At 66.7% G+C, this 15,528-nt stretch carries 16 protein-coding genes; 5 read left to right on the forward strand and 11 right to left on the reverse strand.

Translation table 11 applies throughout. The annotated features are described in order from the left end of the window. Positions 1-20 precede the first annotated feature (20 nt). Positions 21-878, forward strand: a complete 858-nt coding sequence (locus tag CG471_RS18180; RefSeq protein ID WP_099232827.1) for an alpha/beta hydrolase — start codon at positions 21-23, stop codon at positions 876-878. On the opposite strand, the gene CG471_RS18185 is transcribed toward CG471_RS18180, so the two are convergent. The 3 genes from CG471_RS18185 to CG471_RS18195 form a co-directional block, all read right to left on the reverse strand. Then, positions 872-2,002 (reverse strand): ATP phosphoribosyltransferase regulatory subunit, encoded by a 1,131-nt coding sequence (locus CG471_RS18185; RefSeq protein WP_099232829.1) that lies wholly within the window; start codon positions 2,000-2,002, stop codon positions 872-874. The genes CG471_RS18180 and CG471_RS18185 overlap by 7 nt on opposite strands. Before the next feature lie 149 nt (positions 2,003-2,151). Continuing rightward, positions 2,152-3,732 (reverse strand): phosphoglycerate dehydrogenase, encoded by a 1,581-nt coding sequence (gene serA, locus CG471_RS18190; protein ID WP_026109465.1) that lies wholly within the window; start codon positions 3,730-3,732, stop codon positions 2,152-2,154. 118 nt (positions 3,733-3,850) lie between these two features. Continuing rightward, positions 3,851-5,014, reverse strand: a complete 1,164-nt coding sequence (locus CG471_RS18195; RefSeq protein WP_099232831.1) for a phosphoserine transaminase — start codon at positions 5,012-5,014, stop codon at positions 3,851-3,853. A 160-nt stretch (positions 5,015-5,174) separates the two neighbouring features. Here CG471_RS18195 and CG471_RS18200 point away from each other — a divergent pair, with 160 nt between their 5' ends. The 4 genes from CG471_RS18200 to dapD all read left to right on the forward strand — a co-directional run bounded on the left by CG471_RS18200 (position 5,175) and on the right by dapD (position 8,400). Beyond that, positions 5,175-5,873: an extensin family protein gene (locus CG471_RS18200; RefSeq protein WP_099232833.1), complete on the forward strand. Its 699-nt coding sequence runs from the start codon at positions 5,175-5,177 to the stop codon at positions 5,871-5,873. A gap of 76 nt (positions 5,874-5,949) precedes the next feature. Next, on the forward strand, positions 5,950-6,828 hold the full coding sequence (locus tag CG471_RS18205) for a TIGR00730 family Rossman fold protein (protein WP_010335571.1): 879 nt from the start codon (positions 5,950-5,952) through the stop codon (positions 6,826-6,828). A gap of 64 nt (positions 6,829-6,892) precedes the next feature. Continuing rightward, positions 6,893-7,564 carry a pyrimidine 5'-nucleotidase gene (locus tag CG471_RS18210; protein WP_099232835.1) on the forward strand — a complete coding sequence of 224 codons (672 nt, stop codon included), beginning with the start codon at positions 6,893-6,895 and terminating at the stop codon, positions 7,562-7,564. Then, the gene (gene dapD, locus CG471_RS18215; protein ID WP_048936178.1) at positions 7,561-8,400 is read left to right on the forward strand and encodes a 2,3,4,5-tetrahydropyridine-2,6-dicarboxylate N-succinyltransferase; all 840 of its coding nucleotides are present in this window, start codon (positions 7,561-7,563) and stop codon (positions 8,398-8,400) included. Before CG471_RS18210 ends, dapD begins: the two co-directional genes overlap by 4 nt. A 28-nt stretch (positions 8,401-8,428) precedes the next feature. On the opposite strand, the gene cobU is transcribed toward dapD, so the two are convergent. Genes cobU through CG471_RS18255 form a run of 8 tightly spaced genes read right to left on the reverse strand, consistent with a single transcriptional unit; the run spans position 8,429 to position 15,359 of the window. Next, positions 8,429-8,935, reverse strand: a complete 507-nt coding sequence (gene cobU, locus CG471_RS18220) for a bifunctional adenosylcobinamide kinase/adenosylcobinamide-phosphate guanylyltransferase (RefSeq protein ID WP_099232837.1) — start codon at positions 8,933-8,935, stop codon at positions 8,429-8,431. Continuing rightward, a complete protein-coding gene (cbiB, locus tag CG471_RS18225) occupies positions 8,932-9,885 on the reverse strand; it encodes an adenosylcobinamide-phosphate synthase CbiB (protein ID WP_099232839.1) in 954 nt (317 codons plus the stop codon). Before cbiB ends, cobU begins: the two co-directional genes overlap by 4 nt. Next, positions 9,878-10,861 carry a threonine-phosphate decarboxylase gene (locus CG471_RS18230; protein ID WP_099232841.1) on the reverse strand — a complete coding sequence of 328 codons (984 nt, stop codon included), beginning with the start codon at positions 10,859-10,861 and terminating at the stop codon, positions 9,878-9,880. Before CG471_RS18230 ends, cbiB begins: the two co-directional genes overlap by 8 nt. Then, entirely contained in the window at positions 10,858-11,577 is a 720-nt protein-coding gene (gene cobS / locus CG471_RS18235; RefSeq protein WP_099232843.1) for an adenosylcobinamide-GDP ribazoletransferase, read from the reverse strand. Before cobS ends, CG471_RS18230 begins: the two co-directional genes overlap by 4 nt. Continuing rightward, complete coding sequence (locus CG471_RS18240) at positions 11,574-12,143, reverse strand: histidine phosphatase family protein (RefSeq protein WP_004209730.1); 570 nt, start codon at positions 12,141-12,143, stop codon at positions 11,574-11,576. The genes cobS and CG471_RS18240 overlap by 4 nt, the downstream gene beginning before the upstream one ends. After that, positions 12,140-13,153, reverse strand: coding sequence for a nicotinate-nucleotide--dimethylbenzimidazole phosphoribosyltransferase (gene cobT, locus CG471_RS18245; protein WP_099232845.1), 1,014 nt, complete (start codon positions 13,151-13,153; stop codon positions 12,140-12,142). Before cobT ends, CG471_RS18240 begins: the two co-directional genes overlap by 4 nt. Then, on the reverse strand, positions 13,150-13,557 hold the full coding sequence (locus tag CG471_RS18250) for a DUF1636 domain-containing protein (RefSeq protein WP_099232847.1): 408 nt from the start codon (positions 13,555-13,557) through the stop codon (positions 13,150-13,152). The genes cobT and CG471_RS18250 overlap by 4 nt, the downstream gene beginning before the upstream one ends. Continuing rightward, positions 13,557-15,359 carry a TonB-dependent receptor plug domain-containing protein gene (locus CG471_RS18255; RefSeq protein ID WP_373562056.1) on the reverse strand — a complete coding sequence of 601 codons (1,803 nt, stop codon included), beginning with the start codon at positions 15,357-15,359 and terminating at the stop codon, positions 13,557-13,559. The genes CG471_RS18250 and CG471_RS18255 overlap by 1 nt, the downstream gene beginning before the upstream one ends. Positions 15,360-15,528 lie beyond the last annotated feature (169 nt).

Raw genomic sequence — 15,528 nt, forward strand, 5'->3', positions numbered from 1 at the left:
GGCAGCGAAGGACGATCCATATGCACAGACGGCTGATTCCCATCCTGATTCCCTCCCTGCTCGCCGGCACGCCGCTGGCCGCGCAGGCCCAGACGGCTACTGCGCCGCAGGCCATGACCTATGGCCATGATCCATTGCAGGCGATCGATTTCTGGCCGGGCAAGGGCAGGAAGGCACCGCTCGTCATCTTCGTCCATGGCGGCGGCTGGAAGCGCGGCAGCAAGGACAATGCCACCGGCGCGGCCAAGGCGCCCCATTATACCGGCCTTGGCTATGCCTTTGCCTCGATCAATTACCGGCTTGTGCCCGATGCCACGGTCGAGAGCCAAGTGCAGGATGTCGCCGATGCGGTCGCCCATCTGCGCAGCCGGGCGGCAACGCTGGGCATCGATCCAGACCGCATCATCCTGATGGGCCACAGCGCTGGCGCGCACCTCGTCGCGCTGGTCGGCACCGACATGCGCTATTTCGCCAAGGCCGGGCTGAAGCCCGATGCGGTGCGCGGCATCATCGCGCTGGATGGCGCCGCCTATGACGTGCCGACCCAGATGGCACAGGGCGGCCGCTTCATGGCGAAGACCTATGAACAGGCGTTCGGCACCGATCCGGCGCGGCAGAAGACGCTATCGCCGACCTTGCAGGCGGCAAAGCCCAACGTTCCCGATTTCCTGCTGCTCCATGTCGATCGGGTCGACGGCACCGCCCAGTCCAACGCGCTCGCCGCCGCGCTGCGCAAGGCGGGCACGCCGGTGGAGATTCATGCGCTCCCCGGACGCGGGCTGCGCGGCCATATGCAGATCAACCGCGAGATGGGCGATGCCGACTATGCCGGCACCGGCATCGTTGATGCGTGGCTGCGCCGACTGTTCGGTCAGTAGGCGCGGGGGTCGACGCCATCCAGCCAGTGCGAACAGCGCTGGGCAGCGCCATCTTCGCCGTCAGCCAGGGCCGCAACCGTATGCCAACCATCGGCCCGCAGCGCCGCCGCGCGCACGACATCATGGCCGACCGGCAGGAACAGGCGCCGGGGCCGTTCGTCGCCAAAGCCCGCGTCGATCAGCGGATCGGGATAAAGGGAAAAGCCCATGGCGGGCTCATCCGCTTCGCCGGCACGGGCAATGGCATAGCTGCCGCCACGGCCGATCTCGCCGATGAAGCCCTCGGCAAAAATGGAGAAGCCGAACCAGTTCTGGAATTCGAAGCCGTGCCGTTCGGTCGGATCTAGGGTCAGGGTGATGTCCCAGCCGATCGGCTTGGCAATGGCGCGCAGGCCCGCGATGCGGCTGTCGATCGCGCCGCCCAGGCTGGCGCTGAACGCCTCCAGCCGTTCCATCGCGGCATGGAAGGGACCGGTCGCCTCGATCAGCGGCAGATAGGCGGCGGCGGCCGGGCTGATCGCCACCAGCGCGCCGGCATCCTTGGCGTCCAGTTCGGCGCGCACGGCTTCCAGTTCCTCCGCCGCCAGCGGCAGCGGGCCGGCGGCCAGCGCGTCGATCAGGTCGGGCAAGGTGAAATCGATGGTGATGCCGGTGACACCAGCGGCGCTCAGCGCCTCGATCGCGATATTGACGATCTCGACCGCAGCGGCGGCGCTGTCGCTGCCAATCAGTTCGGCGCCCAGCTGCATCTTCTCGCGCTCGGGGCGCAGCTGGCTCGCCTTCTGGCGGATCACCGGCCCGGCATAGGACAGGCGCAGCGGACGCGGCGCGCTGCGCAGGCGGGTGGCGGCGATGCGGCCGACCTGCGCGGTCATGTCGGGACGAAAGGCCAGGGTGCGCTGCGACACCGGGTCGACGGCGCGAACCAGATCCTGCGCGCGCATCGACTTGAGGCGCTGGGTCAGCGTATCCTCGAACTCCGCCAGCGGCGGCATGACCCGTTCATAGCCATGGGTCGCAACCGTATCGAGCACGCGACGCGCCAGGCGCGCGGAAGCTTCGGCCTGCGGCGGCAGGCGATCGGATAGCCCCTCCGGGAGCAGGCTTGGCGGGATCATGGTCATGGGACAGGCCCTTTAGCGCAAAACGCGGCCAATTCTACTCCGTTCGTCCTGAGTAGCCATTGAGCGAAGTCGAAATGGCGTATCGAAGGATGCTTCGATACGGGGCTTCGACAGGCTCAGCCCCTACTCAGCACGAACGGAATTGAGAATCAGGCGAAGCGCAGCAGCTTCACCTGCTTCACGCCGGCGAGGTTGCAGATCGCCCAGCGCAGCGGTTCGGTGACGGTGCCGTCGACCGACAGCAGCAGCACGGCTTCGCCGCCCTGGTTGCGACGGCCCAGGTGGAAGGTGCCGATATTGACGTCCGACTCGCCCAGCTTCGAACCGAGGCGACCGATGAAGCCCGGCGCGTCCTGGTTGACGATGTAGAGCATGTGGCCGTCGAGATCGGCTTCGACCTTGATGCCGAACAGCTCGACCAGACGCGGCTGGGCATGGCCGAACAGCGTGCCGGCGACCGACTTGTCGCCCGCTTCGGTCGAAACGGTGACGCGCACCAGCGTCTGATAGTCGCCTTCGCGGTCATGACGGACCTCACGCACGTCCAGACCACGCTCCTTCGCCAGGAAAGGCGCGTTGACCATGTTCACCGTGTCCGAATAGACGCGCATCAGGCCGGCCAGCACCGCGGCGGTGATCGGCTTCTGGTTCAGCTCGGCGGCATGGCCCTCGACCTCGACCGCAACGCCGGTGATGGCATCGCCTTCGAGCTGGCCGATCAGGCTGCCCAGCTTTTCCGCCAGCGCCATATAGGGCTTGAGCTTGGGTGCTTCCTCGGCAGACAGGCTGGGCACGTTCAGCGCATTGGTGATGCCGCCATCGAGCAGATAGTCGCTGAGCTGTTCAGCCACCTGCAGCGCGACATTGACCTGCGCTTCGTCGGTCGATGCGCCCAGATGCGGGGTGCAGATGAAGTTGGGCGTGCCGAACAGCGGCGATTCCTTGGCCGGTTCGGTCTGGAACACGTCGAGCGCGGCGCCGGCGACATGGCCCGAATCCAGCGCCTCCTTCAGCGCCGCTTCGTCGATCAGGCCGCCACGGGCACAGTTGACGATGCGCACGCCCTTCTTGGTCTTGGCCAGATTTTCCTTCGACAGGATGTTGCGGGTCTGGTCGGTCAGCGGCGTGTGCAGCGTGATGAAGTCGGCCTTCGCCAGCAGCGTGTCGAGATCGGCCTTTTCCACGCCCATTTCCACGGCGCGCTCGGGCGTCAGGAACGGATCGAAGGCGACGACCTTCATCTTGAGGCCGAGCGCGCGGCTGGCGACGATCGAACCGATATTGCCGGCGCCGATCAGGCCCAGCGTCTTGCCGGTCACTTCCACGCCCATGAAGCCGTTCTTGGGCCACAGGCCCTGCTGGGTCTGGGCATTGGCTTCGGGGATCTGGCGGGCCAGCGCGAACATCAGAGCGATGGCATGTTCAGCAGTGGTGATCGAGTTGCCGAACGGCGTGTTCATCACGATCACGCCCTGGGCCGAGGCAGCCGGGATGTCGACATTGTCGACGCCGATGCCGGCACGGCCGATGACCTTCAAATTGGTCGCGGCGTCGAGGATCGCCTTGGTGACCTTGGTCGAGCTGCGGATGGCGAGGCCGTCATAGGCGCCGATCATCGCGGCCAGTTCTTCCGGCGTCTGGCCGGTGATGACGTCGACCTCGACACCGCGCTCGCGGAAGATCGCGGCGGCGCGGGGGTCCATCTTGTCGGAAATGAGAACCTTGGGCATGGGAATATCCTTGTCGTTCATCGTCACCCCGGACTTGATCCGGGGTCCCGCTCATCTGCGGGAGTGGACATGAAGAAGCGGGACCCCGGCTCAGGGCCGGGGTGACGCCATGATGTGATTAAGCGGCAGCCTTGGTCTGGGCATATGCCCAGTCGAGCCAGGGACCGAGCGCCTCGATATCGGCGGTCTCGACCGTGGCGCCGCACCAGATGCGCAAGCCCGCCGGGGCATCGCGATAGCCCGCGACGTCATAGGCGGCGCCTTCCTTCTCGAGCAGGCCGGCGAAGGCCTTGATGAAGGCTTCGTCGGCGCCCTCGACGGTCAGGCAAACGCTGGTGGTCGAGCGCGAGGCTTCATCGACGGCGAGATGGCCGAGCCAGTCGCGTTCGGCGACGATCTTGCCCAGCGCCGCCGCATTGGCGTTGCTGCGCGCGATCAGGCCATTGAGGCCGCCCAGCGACTTGCCCCATTCCAGCGCGAAGATCGCGTCCTCGACGGCCAGCATCGATGGCGTGTTGATGGTTTCGCCCTTGAACACGCCTTCGGCGAGCTTGCCCTTCGCCATCAGGCGGAACACCTTGGGCAGCGGCCAGGCCGGGGTATGGTTTTCCAGACGCTCGACCGCGCGGGGGCCCAGGATCAGCACGCCATGGCCGCCCTCGCCGCCCAGCACTTTCTGCCAGGAGAAGGTCGCGACGTCGATCTTGGTCCAGTCGATCTCATAGGCGAAGACCGCGCTGGTGGCGTCAGCGAAGGTCAGGCCTTCACGATCGGCCGGGATCCAGTCGGCGTTCGGCACGCGCACGCCCGAGGTGGTGCCGTTCCAGGTGAACAGCACGTCGTTCGAGAAGTCGACGGTGGAAAGGTCGGGCAATTGGCCATAATCGGCGCGGATCACGGTCGGGTCGAGCTTGAGCTGCTTGGCGGCATCCGTCACCCAGCCTTCGCCGAAGCTTTCCCAGGCCAGCGTCGTCACCGGGCGGGCGCCCAGCATGGTCCACATCGCCATTTCGAAGGCGCCGGTGTCGGAGCCCGGCACGATGCCGATGCGGTGGGTGTCAGGCAGGTTCAGCAGCTCGCGCATCAGGTCGATGCTGTAGGCGAGGCGGGTCTTGCCGATCTTGGCGCGGTGCGAACGGCCGAGCGACTCAGTGGCCAGCTTGGCGGCATCCCAGCCCGGAGGCTTGGCGCAGGGACCGGAAGAGAAAAAGGGGCGAGCCGGACGGGTTGCGGGCTTTGCGGCAGGCGCAATGGTGGCGTCAACGGCAGTCAGATCAGTCATGTAATGCGTCTCCTTACAGAGAGCACGCGCGGCGTTGGGACCGCGTGGCCCGTCGGCCGCCCTAAAGATTTCGGAAAAAGAGTCAAGCCGCAGCAAAATGCGACGAAATGACAGCGCCGTTAACCCATCGGCCCGGAAAGCCGTGGTAAATGCGGGATTGATGGTAGAGCGGGCGACGAAAAATTCGGTATGGCGCAGCGCGGCCCTGGCCGCGACGATGGCGAGCATGCTGGCCGCCTGCAGCGGCGACCTGGTGCCCAAGGGTCGAGTCGCGCGTGCATCCAAACCGGTGAAGAGCGCGCGCCCAACCACCCCGCCCGCGCCGCCGCCACTCGAAACCCGGCAATGTTTCGCCAAGCTGCAGTCCCAGTCGGTCGCCTTCACCCCCCTGCCCGATCAGAATTTCGGTGGTGGCTGCAGCGCGATCGGTAGCGTCAAGCTGCTCGACATCGGCGTGCCGACCTCGGGCCTGGGCGCCATGACCTGCAACCTTGCCGCCAATTTCGCCGCCTGGTCGCGCTATGCGGTGCAGCCTGCCGCCCGGCTGATCCTGGGCGCGGAGATCGAGAAGATCGAGACATTCGGCACCTATAATTGTCGGCCGATCGCGGGCAGCGGCAAGCTCAGCGAACATGCCCACAGCAATGCGATCGACGTATCCGCCTTCGTCCTGAGCGACGGGCGGCGGATCAGCGTCGAGAAAGACTGGAATGGCGACAAGCGCACCCGCCAATTCCTGGAAGTGGTCCATGCCAGCGCCTGCAAGCGGTTCAACACGGTGCTGTCGCCCGACTATAACGCCGCCCATCATGACCATTTCCATTTCGACATGGGCGGCCGCGGCGGCTTTTGCCGCTAAGCCGAAATAGCCAACTTGGCGGATTTTCCCGCTAACGGTCTTGGCATTGTCACCTGCCGCGCCTAGCTTGTTGGGAATGACCAAGAAAGAAATTGAAGAACGCAAATTCCGCCCCGCACGCCAGGAAGCGGACGACGCCAGGAAGGCGATCGAAACCCCCCAGACCAGCAGCGCCGCCTACAAGCTCGCCTTCCAGGACAATGAGTTCCTGCTGCGCGAGGATCTGCGCCCGGTGCGCTTCCAGCTTGAATTGCTCAAACCCCAGCTGCTGATGGACGAGGCGCGGATCGAATCCACCTTCGTCTTCTACGGCTCCGCCCGCATTCCCGAACCCGATCAGGTCCAGGCGCGGATCGACGCAGCCACTACGCCGCAGCAGAAGAAGATCGCGGAAAATCTGGGCAAGAAGGCCCGCTATTATGAGGAAGCGCGCAAGCTCGCGCGGATCGCGGCGCAATATCCGGTGAATGCCGCCGGCTGCCGTCACTTCGTCGTCTGCTCGGGCGGCGGCCCCTCGATCATGGAAGCGGCCAATCGCGGCGCGGTCGATGTCGGCCAGACCACGATCGGCATGAACATCGTCCTGCCGCATGAACAGGCGCCCAATCTGTTCGTCACGCCGGAGCTGAGCTTCCAGTTCCACTATTTCGCGCTGCGCAAGATGCATTTCCTGCTGCGCGCCCGCGCGCTCGCCGTCTTCCCGGGCGGTTTCGGCACGTTCGACGAGATGTTCGAGCTGCTGACCCTGATCCAGACCGGCAAGATGAAGCCGATCCCGATCCTGCTGTTCGGCAAGGATTTCTGGAACAAGGTCGTCGATTTCGAGGCGCTGGCGGACGAGGGCGTAATTTCGCACAATGACCTCAACCTGCTGACCTGGGTCGAGACGGCCGAGGATGCCTGGGCTGCGGTGCAGGACTTCTATCACGACAGCGAAGCGCCCGGCTGCGGCTGATGCGGCCGATCCATGGGGCCTTTGCGCCCTTGCCCTAATCCCCGGCGGGGATTAGGGCCCGGCCATGCGCGCGGACCTGGCCCATGTCGACACCTGGATCTTCGATCTGGACAATACGCTCTATCCGGCGAAGGCGGACCTGTTCGCGCTGATCGACGTGAAGATGGGCGAATATATCCAGGGCCTGCTGGGCTGCGACCCGGCCGAGGCGCGGATCGTCCAGAAACGCTATTTCATGGAGCATGGCACGACCCTGTCGGGACTGATGCACCATCATGGCATCGAACCGCGCGAATTTCTCGACTATGTCCATGACATCTCGATGGAGCGGCTGGCGGTCGATGCCGACCTCAACGCCCATATCGCCGCCCTGCCTGGCCGCCGCCTGATCTTCACCAATGGCGACGCCACCTATGCCGGCCGCGTGCTCGACCGGCTGGGCCTCGCCGGCGCGTTCGAGCTGATCCACGACATCCATGCCTGCCGCTATGTGCCTAAGCCCGATCCGTCGGGCTATGCCGAGCTGTGCAGCGTTCACGCCGTCGACCCGACCCGCGCCGCCTTTTTCGAGGACATGGCCCGCAACCTCAAGCCCGCCAAGGCGATCGGCATGACCACCATCTGGGTCAATAACGGGTCGGAAGCGGGCAACCACGACCATCATCCCGATTTCATCGATTATGAAACCGACCATCTGACGCCGTTCCTGGCGGATATTTTTGGGGAAAGACCATGAGCCAAGACCTGATCGCGATCATCGACGCCGCCTGGGAGGACCGGGCCAATATCAACCTGTCGACCCAGGGCGACGTCCGCCAGGCGGTCGACAAGGCGCTGGCCCTGCTCGACAAGGGCGAACTGCGCGTCGCCGAGCCGACCGAAGCCGGCTGGCAGGTCAACCAGTGGGCGAAGAAGGCCGTGCTGCTCTCCTTCCGCCTCAACGACAATGTCATGATCGACAATGGTCCGGGCGCCGGCCACTGGTGGGACAAGGTGCCCAGCAAGTTCGCCGGCTGGGACGAGGCCGCCTTCCGCGCCGCCGGTTTCCGCGCCGTGCCGGGCAGCTTCGCCCGCGCCGGATCGCACATCGCCAAAAATGTCATCCTGATGCCCAGCTTCGTCAACATCGGCGCCTTCGTCGATGAAGGCACGATGGTCGACACCTGGGTGACGGTCGGCAGCTGCGCCCAGATCGGCAAGAATGTCCATCTGTCGGGCGGCGTCGGCATCGGCGGCGTGCTCGAACCGCTGCAGGCCGACCCGGTCATCATCGAGGATGACTGCTTCATCGGCGCCCGTTCGGAAGTGGTCGAGGGCGTGCGCATCGGCAAGGGTTCGGTGCTGTCGATGGGCGTGTTCATCGGCATGTCGACCAAGATCGTCGACCGCGCCACCGGTGAAGTCTTCATCGGCGAAGTGCCGCCTTATTCGGTGGTCGTCCCCGGCTCGCTGCCCGGCAAGCCGCTGCCCGACGGCACGCCCGGCCCCAGCCTCTATTGCGCCGTGATCGTCAAGCGCGTCGACGCACAGACCCGGTCGAAGACCGGCATCAACGAACTGCTGCGCGACTAATCGAACGAGGGGGCGGTCCGCCGCCCCTTCACCCCTTCAGCGCGAGCGGCAGGCCCGCCGCGACGAAAACGACCCGATCCACCACCGCCGCAACCCGCTGGTTCAATGTCCCGGCCAGATCGCGAAAGCGCCGCGCCAGCGCATTGTCGGGCACGATGCCCAGCCCAACCTCATTGGCGACCAGGATGATCGCCCCGTCATGAGCCAGGATCGCGGCACAGAGCGCGTCCGCCGCAGCTTCCCCATCCTTTTCCGCCAGCAGCAGGTTGCTGGCCCACAAGGTCAGGCAATCGACCAGCACGGTCTTGCCCCGCGCCGCCGCGATCGCGCCCGGCAGGTCGATCGGCGCCTCCACTGTTTCCCATTCCGGCCCGCGATCGGCCCGGTGCCGGGCAATCCGGTCGGCCATTTCCGCGTCCCAAATCTCGGCCGTGGCGATGAAGACGTGCGCGCCGGGCAGCGCTTCCGCCGCTGCCTGGGCATGGCGGCTCTTGCCCGATCGCGCGCCGCCCAGCACCAGCAGGCTGCTTGTCATATCATGTCTCCCGCAAACAGCGCCTGCAACCCGGCCACCAGCCAGAGCAGCAGGCAGGCCTGAACATAGATGGCCAGCGCCCAGCGCAGGTCGAGCGGATCGGCCTCGCTTCGCCCGCTGCCGATCCACGGCTTGTCATGGCGTACGCCATCATAGCGGATCGGCCCGGCCAGCCGCAGGTCGAGCGCGCCCGCCATTGCGGCTTCGGGCCAGCCGGCATTGGGCGAGGCATGATTGCGCGCGTCGCGCCACATCACCCGCCAGCCGCCACCGCCCGCCAGACAGAGCAGGCAACCGGCCAGCCGCGCCGGGATCAGGTTCATCAGGTCATCGGTGCGCGCCGCCGCCCAGCCGAACGGCCCCCAGGGGGCTTCGCGATGGCCGATCATGCTGTCGGCCGTGTTCACCGCCTTATAGGCCCAGACACCCGGCAGGCCCAGCAACAGCAGCCAGAAGAAGGGCGCGACGACACCATCGCAGAAGCTTTCCGCCAGGCTCTCGATCGCGGCGCGGGTGACGCCGCTTTCATCGAGCGATTGCGTATCGCGACCGACGATCATGCCGACCGCCTCCCGTGCGGCCGGCAGGTCTTCGGCCGCCAGTGCGCGATGGACCGCGCGGACATGGCTATAGAGGCTACGCAGCGCCAGCGCCGGATAGGCCAGCAGACCGATCAGCAGCCAACTCCATGGTTCCGGCAACCAGAGGCGGAGCTGATGCTGGACCAGCCATCCGCCACCGCCCGCCACCGACAGCAGGACCAGCACCGTCGCCATTCCGCCCATTTTCCGGGCGAGAGCGCTACGCGCCGGATCATTCCAGCGCACAGCACAATGATCGATGAGCCGCGCAAAGCCGCCGACCGGATGGCCGACCCGGCGATAGAGTGCCGCCGGCCAGCCGACCACCGCATCCAGCGCGAGTGACAGCAACGCAACCGGATCAGCCACGCCGCAGCGCCTGTTCCAGTCGGGCCAGGCCCATCGCGTCTGCCGGCAGGCCGATGCGCAGCCAGTGCGGCTGGGCCTCGAACGGCCGGGTCAGGATCGCCTGCCCGGCCAGCCGCTCGAACATGGCCATGGCATGGGGCGTTTCGATCAGGCGGAAGAGCGGGCTTTGGCCGATCGGCTGATAACCACAGCGCGACAGCAACGCATCGAGCGCCTGCGCCTCCCGCTGGAGCTGACCGCGCATCGCTTCTATCCAAGCTCTATCGCGATAGGCCGCCATGCCGATGGCAATGGCGGCGGCCGACACCGGCCAGGCACCCAGCCTGTCCCGCACCCGCGCAATGATCGCGCGCGGCGCCACTAGAAAACCGAGGCGCAGGCCGGCAAGCCCGAAAAACTTGCCGAAGGAGCGCAACAGCATGAGGCGGCGATCGTCGGCCACGAAGGGCGCCAGGCTGATGCCGGGATGGCCATCGGCAAAGGCCTCGTCCACCACCAGCCAGCCGTCCGGCCCGCGCCGGTCGAGCAGGGCGAGCAGGGCGGCCACGCCATGGATGCGCCCGTCGGGATTATTGGGGTTGGCGAGGATCAGCGTCTGCCCGTCCGCCTCGTCCAGACGGTCGAGATCGACCGACGCGGCGCCGGGCACCATGACGCCATGGGTGCGATAGGCCGGGCTGGCATGGCGGACCGAACCGTCAAGCAATGCGCCAACAAGGCGCAGGCCAATCTCCGTCCCCGGCAGCGCGCAGACATGATCGGCCGCGACGCCGAAATGATCGGCCGCCGCCTGTTCGAGCGCGCGCAGTCCCTGCTCGTCGGGCAAGGCGCGCCAGTCGATCGCCTGCTCGGCTGCGCCGGGCCAGGCATGGGGATTGATGCCTGTGGATAAGTCCAGCCAGCTTTCGGGCGCGCCGCCGAAATGCGCGCTCGCCGCCGCCACGCCGCCGCCATGCCAGGTCCAGCGCGTCGTCATGTTGTGCCGCTCGCGATCAGGACGACGAAAAGCAGCCCGCTTTCAACCAGTTCAATGCCCGCGCCATGGCCATCGCCGGAAATGCCGCCCAGCCGGCGCTTCAGCCACAGGCCCCAGACCAGCATCAACAGCGGCGTTGCGAGCAGGGCCGGCAGCCACCAGGCGGCGATTATCAACAGACTTATCCACAGGGCGATGTGGATCGTTTTGACGGCATCGGCAAAGCGCGCGCCCAGCCCGGCATGCAGCGGCGGCAGCATCCGCGCCCACAGCAGCGGCCCGATCCGCGCGGCAAAGGGAATGAGCAGCAGCGGCAACATCATGCCCCGTTCGACCAGCGCATGGAGCAGCAGCAGCTTGACGATCAGTTGCAGGCCGATCGCCACCACGCCGAAACTGCCGACATGCGGGTCGGCCAGCACCGCCAGCAGCCTGTCGCGCCCCTTATGCACCGCGCCGCAGGCATCAGCGATGTCGCCGAGCCCGTCGAGATGCAGCGCCCCGGTCACGCCGACCCAGCAGAGCAGCCCGGCCAGCGCCCCGATCCAGGGATCGATGTGAACGCCAAGATTGACAGCGAACATGACAGATAGACCGACAATCGCGCCGACCGCCGGAAACCATCGGATCGACCGTGCGAAGTCTGTCTCGTTCGCTGTCACCTTTGGCATCGGCAGGCGGGTCAGAAACTGGATGGCAAGGACCAGCCCCTTCATGGGCGCAGGCCCGTGATGCGGGCGAGCGGCGGCTCCCCGGTCCAGCGTTCCAGCGACAGCAAGGCGGCATAGGGCAGGCCGAAGCTCCAGCTCTGCTGCACGCTGAACCCGCACAGATGGGCCAGCGCCGCGCGCATCGCCCCGCCATGGGTCAGCACCAATGTGGGCACGCGCGGCAAATCCTCGACCGCATCGGCGATCCGCCCCAGCAATGCCGTCCAGCCCTCGCTGCCCGGCGGCGCGAAACCATCGGGATCCTGCCAGAAACGGGCGAGCGCCTCGGGATCGACATCGGCCGGGGCCAGGCCATCCCAGATGCCGAAATCCAGTTCCCGCCAACGCGGATCGACCCACACCGGCAAGCCGGCGCGCTCGCCGATCGCGGTTGCCGCCTGCCGGGCGCGCTGCAGGTCGGACGTCACGATCATCTCGATCTCCAGCCCCTCCGCCTGCGCCAGGCAGGCGTCGATGCCCGCGCGCGTCGGCACGCTGTCGGTCCGCCCCAGCAACAGGCCGGGCGTCTCGGGCGCGCCATGCCGCAGCAGATGGAGCGGCATGCCCATCATGTCGCGGTCGACACCGCCGCCTCGGCAAAGGTCGCCATGCCGCTATGTGCTGCTACGGCCGCGCGGACGATATTGGCCGCCACCGCCGCACCGCTGCCTTCGCCCAATCGCATGTCGAGGCGCAGCAGCGGTTCAAGGCCCATCCGCTCCAGCAGCAGGCCATGGCCCGGCTCGGCCGAGCAATGGCCGGCCAGGCAATGGTCGGCAAAGGCCGGCACCTGCGCCACCAGCGGCGCGATCGCGGCGCAACTGATGAAACCGTCGAGCAGCACCGGCACGCCCAGCTGGCGGGCGCGCAGCACCGCGCCGGCAATCGCCGCCAGTTCGCGTCCGCCCAGCCGGCGCAGCGTTTCAAAGGCGCTGGCGGGCGCATCGGCATGAAAGGCGAGCGCCCGATCGATCGTCGCAATCTTGCGCGCAATCCCCTCGCCATCGACGCCCGTGCCGGGACCAACCCAGTCGCGCACGGCGCCGCCAAAGCTGCGGGCGCTCAGGGCTGCGGCGGCGGTCGAATTGCCGATCCCCATTTCGCCCACGACCAGCAGGTCCAGATCCTCTTCTGCCGCCGCCGCGCCGATCGACAGCGCGGTCAGGCACTCCTCCTCGGTCATGGCGGGCGCGACGGTGAAGTCCGCCGTTGGCCGGTCCAGATCGATCGATCGCACCGCCAGTTCCAGCCCGGCGACACCGGCGAGCGCATTGATCGCCGCGCCGCCGGCGGCGAAATTGGCGACCATCTGCGCGGTCACGGCGGCGGGATAGGCGCTGACGCCATGGACGGTGAAGCCATGATTGCCGGCAAAGATCGCGGCACGCGCCCGTTTCAGGCGCGGCACCGCGCGCCCCTGCCAACTCGCCATGAAGATCGCGACATCCTCCAGCCGGCCGAGCGCGCCGAGCGGCTTGGTCAGTTCCGCCTGCCGCGCGCGTGCAGCCGCGCTGGCCAGTTCCTCGGCCGGCGGCAGATTGGCCAGGGCATTTTCGAAATCGGTGATCGAGGCGAAGCTCATTCGACGACAAATCCTTCCGGCGGGGTACGGGTGATGAAATGGCCCTTCACGCCTTCGGGCCATTCGCGAAAGGCGACGCGGCCATGCTCGCTGGCGGCATAGGCAATGGCATAATCGAGGATCGCGCGCGCCGCATCGGCATCCGGTGTGAACCGCCCCATTACATAGCCGACCTTGCCCGGCGCGCGCAGATGGACGGTGCAATGATCCTGGCAGGCGAACAGGCAGGGCATGTCCTGCACCGCGACGGTGGCATAGCGCGGGTCGGAGGCCTGCACCGTGCGCAGCGCCTCCGCCAGCCGTGCCCCGCCGCGCACGCCCTCCTCATCCTCTCGCATCGTCGCCGAATGACGGCAGGTGCTGCAGGCGACGATGGCGGGGCCGGGTTCGACGGGGCGCAGCATCAGAAGCGCCCCCGCAAGCCAGCATAGATGCTGCGGCCGAGCGTGCCATAGCGATAGGCCGTCATGTAGTTCTCGTCGAAGAGATTCTCGACGCGGGCGAACAGGCGCAACGCCGGGGTGAATGCATATTCGGCGCGCAGGTCGACCAGCGTATAATCGTCCAGCCGGGTGGTGTTGGCCGCATTGTCATAGCTATGGCCGGACCAGCGCACCGCCGCGCCGGTGGTGAGGCCGAAGGGCCAGGCATAGCTGATCGAACCATTGGCGCTGTTGCGCGGCCGACGCGGCAGCCAATTGCCTTCGTTCGCGGTCCCTTCCGAACGATCCTCCGCCACGGTCCAGCTATAATTGCCGTCGATGGTCAGTCCCTTGACCGGTTCGACCGCCACCTGCGCCTCTATGCCATGCGCCTTGGCGCGCGCGACATTGAGATAATAGCCATAGCGGCGGGTGGTGGTGCCGGGCATGAAGCAGAGCGGATCGGTCGAACTGGTGGAACAGCTATTATAGATGATCTGGTCGGTCGTGGTCCGATCGAACCAGGTCGCGCCCAGTCGCAGTTTCTCGCCAAAGAAACGTTGCTCCGCGCCCGCTTCCCAGCCATGGGCGCGTTCGGGATCGAGCGCCTGATTCCCATATTCGGAAAAGAGCTGATAGAGGGTCGGCGCCTTGAACCCCTCGCCATAGCTGGCGCGCAGCACCGTCCCGGTCGGCAGCGCCCAGACGCCACCGGCGGAAAAGAGGGTACGGCCGCCATAGCGGTTATGATCGTCATAGCGCAGCCCGCCGGTCAGGGTCAGGCCCGTAATCGGCTGGGCATTGAGCTGGCCATAGACGCTGGTGATCTCCGCCTTGCCGCGAGCCGGATCGGGAATCGGCACCGAAAGCGACGCCGAAGGCGACACGCTGCGGAAGCGACTATTTTCATTCTCCACCCCGAACAACGCGGTCCAGCCGTCGGCAATGGCAAAGCTGCCCTGATATTCCAGCCGCTGGTTGCGCCCCGCCGCGTCGAACGTCTGCTTGCGCTGGTTGCGCGGATCATAATTGTCGCGATCGGTGTCGGTATAGCCATAGCCGAAACGGTTGCGGAAGCGGCCGTCGAGCAGTGCGACGTTAAAGCCGGCATAGCCGACAAATTCGCGATTGGTGCCATAGGCGGGACTGTCCGCGCTGGTGGCGTCGAAATCGACCTTACCATCGGAATAATAGCCGCGCAGGTCCGCGCTGATCCCGTCCGCCAGCGCAACCTCGACCCGGCCGGTGACGCTGCGGTTGGTATAGCCGTCCTTCTCCTTGCCGCCAAAGGCCGGGCTGATCGCGGAAATGCCGTCGGTGGTGAAGCTCTGTCCGCCGATCCGCCAGCTGACCGGGCCGGTCTTGCCGCCCAGCGCCGCGCGGGCGCTGACCGTGTCGCGCGACCCCGCCTCGATGTCGAAGCTGCCTTCCAGCGCCTTTTCGGGCATGGCAGTGACGACATTGACGACGCCGCCGATCGCCTGGCTGCCCCACAAGGTCGACTGGGGACCGCGCAGCACTTCGATCCGCGAGGCGTCGCCGACCAGCAGGTTTGCGAAATTATAGCCGCCGCCGGCCGAAGAGGGATCGTTGAGCTTCACGCCGTCGATCACGACCACGGTCTGGTCGGATTCCGCGCCACGAATACGCAGCGACGTCGCCGTGCCATAGCCGCCATTGCGCGAGATGCTGACGCCCGGCGTGCGCAGCAGCAATTCGGTGACGCCCAGATCCTGCGCCCGGTCGATCGCCGCCTTGTCGAGCACGGTGACGGAGGCCGGCACCTGATCCACCTGCCTTGCGTGGCGGAGCGCGCGGGGGAAGGGCGGTGGCAGTGCGGATATTCGCGCACATCGGCCCCGGCAAGGGGAGGATCGCCCTGATGATCGCCCTGATCGGCGGCGCCACATTATGGGCGGCCGCCGCGCGCCAGCCTGCCAGTGCCAGCAAACG

This window comes from Sphingobium sp. IP1 (assembly GCF_002708645.1).
Taxonomy (GTDB): Bacteria; Pseudomonadota; Alphaproteobacteria; order Sphingomonadales; family Sphingomonadaceae; genus Sphingobium; species Sphingobium yanoikuyae.

Coding starts and splice junctions, on each gene's coding strand:
- CG471_RS18205 (WP_010335571.1), top strand. CDS start 5,950: ATGACCAAGAAAGAAATTGAAGAACGCAAATTCCGCCCCGCACGCCAG.
- CG471_RS18250 (WP_099232847.1), bottom strand. CDS start 13,557: ATGCTGCGCCCCGTCGAACCCGGCCCCGCCATCGTCGCCTGCAGCACC.
- CG471_RS18230 (WP_099232841.1), bottom strand. CDS start 10,861: ATGACGACGCGCTGGACCTGGCATGGCGGCGGCGTGGCGGCGGCGAGC.
- CG471_RS18180 (WP_099232827.1), top strand. CDS start 21: ATGCACAGACGGCTGATTCCCATCCTGATTCCCTCCCTGCTCGCCGGC.
- cobS (WP_099232843.1), bottom strand. CDS start 11,577: ATGAAGGGGCTGGTCCTTGCCATCCAGTTTCTGACCCGCCTGCCGATG.
- CG471_RS18185 (WP_099232829.1), bottom strand. CDS start 2,002: ATGACCATGATCCCGCCAAGCCTGCTCCCGGAGGGGCTATCCGATCGC.
- CG471_RS18200 (WP_099232833.1), top strand. CDS start 5,175: ATGGTAGAGCGGGCGACGAAAAATTCGGTATGGCGCAGCGCGGCCCTG.
- cobU (WP_099232837.1), bottom strand. CDS start 8,935: ATGACAAGCAGCCTGCTGGTGCTGGGCGGCGCGCGATCGGGCAAGAGC.
- dapD (WP_048936178.1), top strand. CDS start 7,561: ATGAGCCAAGACCTGATCGCGATCATCGACGCCGCCTGGGAGGACCGG.
- CG471_RS18195 (WP_099232831.1), bottom strand. CDS start 5,014: ATGACTGATCTGACTGCCGTTGACGCCACCATTGCGCCTGCCGCAAAG.
- CG471_RS18210 (WP_099232835.1), top strand. CDS start 6,893: ATGCGCGCGGACCTGGCCCATGTCGACACCTGGATCTTCGATCTGGAC.
- serA (WP_026109465.1), bottom strand. CDS start 3,732: ATGCCCAAGGTTCTCATTTCCGACAAGATGGACCCCCGCGCCGCCGCG.
- CG471_RS18240 (WP_004209730.1), bottom strand. CDS start 12,143: ATGATGGGCATGCCGCTCCATCTGCTGCGGCATGGCGCGCCCGAGACG.
- cobT (WP_099232845.1), bottom strand. CDS start 13,153: ATGAGCTTCGCCTCGATCACCGATTTCGAAAATGCCCTGGCCAATCTG.